5 protein-coding genes are annotated in these 3,657 nt (G+C 66.8%); all 5 read left to right on the top strand.

Annotation, left to right across the window (positions count from 1 at the left end; translation table 11 throughout):
- Positions 1 to 1,621 (top strand): YwqJ-related putative deaminase (locus ACWCPY_RS43100; protein WP_451274649.1); only part of this gene is annotated, 1,621 nt, incomplete at its 5' end.
- Between the two features lie 28 nt (positions 1,622 to 1,649).
- Positions 1,650 to 2,126: an SUKH-3 domain-containing protein gene (locus ACWCPY_RS43095; protein ID WP_451274647.1), complete on the top strand. Its 477-nt coding sequence runs from the start codon at positions 1,650 to 1,652 to the stop codon at positions 2,124 to 2,126.
- Positions 2,119 to 2,505, top strand: a complete 387-nt coding sequence (locus ACWCPY_RS43090) for a YwqJ-related putative deaminase (protein ID WP_451274645.1) — start codon at positions 2,119 to 2,121, stop codon at positions 2,503 to 2,505. The genes ACWCPY_RS43095 and ACWCPY_RS43090 overlap by 8 nt, the downstream gene beginning before the upstream one ends.
- A gap of 42 nt (positions 2,506 to 2,547) precedes the next feature.
- The gene (locus tag ACWCPY_RS43085; protein ID WP_451274643.1) at positions 2,548 to 2,778 is read left to right on the top strand and encodes a hypothetical protein; all 231 of its coding nucleotides are present in this window, start codon (positions 2,548 to 2,550) and stop codon (positions 2,776 to 2,778) included.
- 49 nt (positions 2,779 to 2,827) lie between these two features.
- A complete protein-coding gene (locus ACWCPY_RS43080; RefSeq protein ID WP_451274641.1) occupies positions 2,828 to 3,196 on the top strand; it encodes a toxin-antitoxin system YwqK family antitoxin in 369 nt (122 codons plus the stop codon).
- Positions 3,197 to 3,657: the final 461 nt, after the last annotated feature.

Here is a 3,657-nt window from a genome sequence, read left to right as displayed (position 1 = left end):
CGCCAAGGGCGCCGGCGCCGGCCTCTCCAAGATCGGCGACATCACCAAGGGCCTCAAGGGCATCGGCAACATCGAGATCCCCAAACTCCCCGACGACGCGATCACCCTGCCCGAGGGCTCCTTCAAGCTCCCCGACGGCACCGTGCACCTCCCCGAGGGCGCGTCGATCCCCGAGGGCGGGGTCAAACTCCCCGACGGCAACGTCAAGTTCCCCGACGACGCCCCTCTCCTGCCCGAGAACACCACCAAACTCCCCACCCACACCGACGTCCCCGTCCAGTACTTCGACCACGACGGCAACCTCCTCAACGAACACGGCGACATCGTCCAGAAGATCGAGGACGCGCCGAAGGAGAGCTCCCCCGCCGTCCCGCACACCGACGGCACGAACCCCACCACCCCGCACACCGACACCAACACCCCGCACACTCCTGACAGGGAACCGGCCCTGGTCGGCGTCGGCGCCAACACCGCCGACAATGTCGCGCACGTCGGCGCGAACGCGGGCGACAACGCCATCCATCTCGGCAGCGACCTCGGTGACACCGGCCGCCTCGCCGACGACCTGCCCACCACCCACAACCCCGCCGACAACCTCCCCGGCGGCCACGCCGGAGACCACCTCCCGGGCGGCAGCGCGGGCAACCACCTCCCCCACGGGGGAGTGGCCGACCACCTCCCGGGCGGCCACGCCGACGACCTCGGCCACGGCCCCTCCGCGAGCCATGAACCACCCAGCACCCACAACGGCGGACACAACGACGGCCCGACAGGACCGCACGAGCCGAACCCGCCCCACCCCAACGACCACACCCCTGGCAACCATGCCGACGACGGCGCACACCACGGCAAGGACGAGGGCGCCCCGCACCACGGGTCCGACGACGCGCTGCCCCATGACGACGGCGTCCCCCACGACCCCGACGGCCCGCACGACCCCGACGGCCCCGGCGGCGACGGCCCCGATCATCCCGGCGGCGACGGCCCCGGCAACGGGCCGCACGGCAAGCCCCTGGAACCTCAGCCCGACTGGCACGGTCAGAGCGCGGACAAGATGCGTCACTACCGGCGCCCGGCCCTGGACGTCTCCCACCTTCCCCTGAAGGATCAGCTTCCTGTCCTGGAACGAGAAGCGTCCGCCCTCGCCGATGACGCGCTCAAGGCTCCGGAAGGAGCGGCGCCTCCCGGCCAGAACCACCTCGAATCCGGCTGTGCCGGAAGTTTCCTGCACGACAACACGATCACCGTGCACAGCAGCACCACGAAAATGCACGGTCAGAAGCTTCCGAACACACACAAGGTCCTCGAAACAATTCTGAACGATGTAGGCGCAAAGCTTGATTCAACGCCCGGAGCAAAGAGAGGGTTTGGCCACGGAAAGTGCGCCGAGGTATCTCTGATAAGCGACCGACTGCATCAGCTGGACCCCACGGGAAAGACCATTCGGACGGTCGACGACGCAAAGAAGGCGCTGGAAGGCGGCGTGATGCATACACGCCAGATCGGCGACCTCTTCAACCGGAAGACAGGCGTACTCGAACGACAGAAGGACACCTTCCTCCCGCCATGTGACACCTGCGCACAGGTGCTTCCCCAGCTGGGAATCCGAGTACACTCGTAAAACCCCAGTTCACGGAACGGAACGGATAATGAGCTCCGAACAGTTGGCACCCGAAGTACGCGACTGGCTCACCGCAAACGGCTGGTCCCCGGGACGCGACATCGGGCAACGCGCTGACGAACTCATTCAGGTGCGGGTACAGGACGCCGAGCGCCAGGGACGCACCCTGCGTCCGGTACCCGCCGCGGTGCATGTGATCCACGCATTCGGTCTGCTGCACCTCGAACACCCCACGGTGAAGCACGTCTCCTGGATCATGGATCCGACCCTCGGGTACGAGGGCGACGCACGCCTCATCCAAGAACTGTCATTCGGACTCGGCACGGAACTCTTCCCCGTCGGTTACGAGTCTTCCGAGTACGGAATTCTCCTGGTCGACGAGAGGGAGCGCTTCTTCCACCTCCACCACACCGGCGGGTACTACCTGGGAGAGAACACGATGGATGCGTTCTCCCGATTCCTGATCGGCGCGCCCGACCCTGACGCGGAGGACTACTTTGTCTGAGCAATTCCCTGCCGTCGCCTCCTCCCTGCTGATCGGCGGCCAAGTGGTCAGCCATACCAGCCTGGTCGGGGAAGGCACCGCCGATCTCCACCCCGCCATCCGGTCGTTCGTCGAATCACTGCCGGCCGACGTACGCAGGCCGTTCACCGGGCGCTGCGCCGAATCGGCTCTGGTGTCCGACCAGTTGTGGGCGCTCGACTCCGCGCGGAGCGACGGCCGCACGAGCACGCTCGACGAAGCCGCTTCGCACTTCGCGGGATCCGCCATCATCTCCAAGATGATCCGTGGTCAAGGGCACCCCGATCACGGCAGGACCACGGAGCCGTGCGAGGTCTGCCGACTGCTGCTCCAGAAGTTGGGCGTGCAGGTGATGGCCTGACGGGAGCCCGGGAGTTCCCCTGACATCCTGCGGCACGCTCCGATGAGCCGCTTCTGCTCATGTACGAGCGCGGGGGGGTACTTCGTCGAGGAGTTCATCGACCTCGACGGCGCGATGCCGCGGCTCGGGACGGTGGAGAGCAACCTCTCCGCCCGCCCCTTCCTCACACTGGCCCCCGCGACCCTCGACGCCCTGGACGCCGAGGGCGAGATCACCGGGGTCGAGGCCGCCGCATTCATCGAATCGACGACGAAGAGGCTCACCGGATCCTGACGGCCACGGCCCTCAAGGGCCGGCCCGGACCCGAGAACTGGATTCCGTGATGGCGCTCCCCCGAATCGACATCGACGACCCCGAAGTCGACATGGACCAAGGGCAGCGCCTGCTGTACAGGGGGGAACTCCTCACCGGCGAGGTCGAGGAGCGCCTGGGCGGTGCCGTCGTCAGCCTGGACTCCTACGTGGCGGGAGTGCAGCACGGCCCCGGCCGCGAGTGGTACAAGGACGGCACGCTCCGGTCCGAGGGGACGGCCCGCGAAGGCCGTCCGGTGGGAGTGTCCAGGGAATGGCATCCGAACGGTGTGCTCGCCGTCGAGGTGGAGTTCTCCGGGGACGGTACGACCACCCTCGCGGAACGCTGTTGGGACGAAGAGGGCCGGCCTACGAAGAACTGGCCTGCGGGCGCGCGGTAGTACGCCGTCGGCGTGGGGGCCGGCGGGCTTTCCCCGGAGACAGCCGCACGGCATCCTCCGGCGGGACCCGGCCGATTACCTCAGACTGTATGAATTCGGCCACAACGAGATCGGCCACGTCGGGATCACCGGGGCTGAAGCCGCCACGTTCATCGAACTCACGATCGTGTGCACAGCGTGAAGATTGACGGAAGATCCTCGGGAGCCCGGCCGCGCGGGGAGGGCACCCGTTGCTCGTGATCCGGTCGAGCGCTCCGTTTCCGCACCTCATTGCCCATGCCGCACTTCGTGACCATGTCACAGCCTGTCCACAGCCCTGAGGACTTCGATTGCTTCAGCCTCTCGGAGTTGATAGGCATGGCCAGCACATTTGTTTGCTCGGGTTGGACAGGGGGACTGAATGAAGTTCGACATGGGGGCGCAGGTTCTGACGAATCTGTCGTCGAAGTCGCGTGGGTCGA

This window comes from Streptomyces sp. NPDC002403, from assembly GCF_053593015.1.
This window is presented reverse-complemented; position numbering and strand designations above follow the sequence as displayed.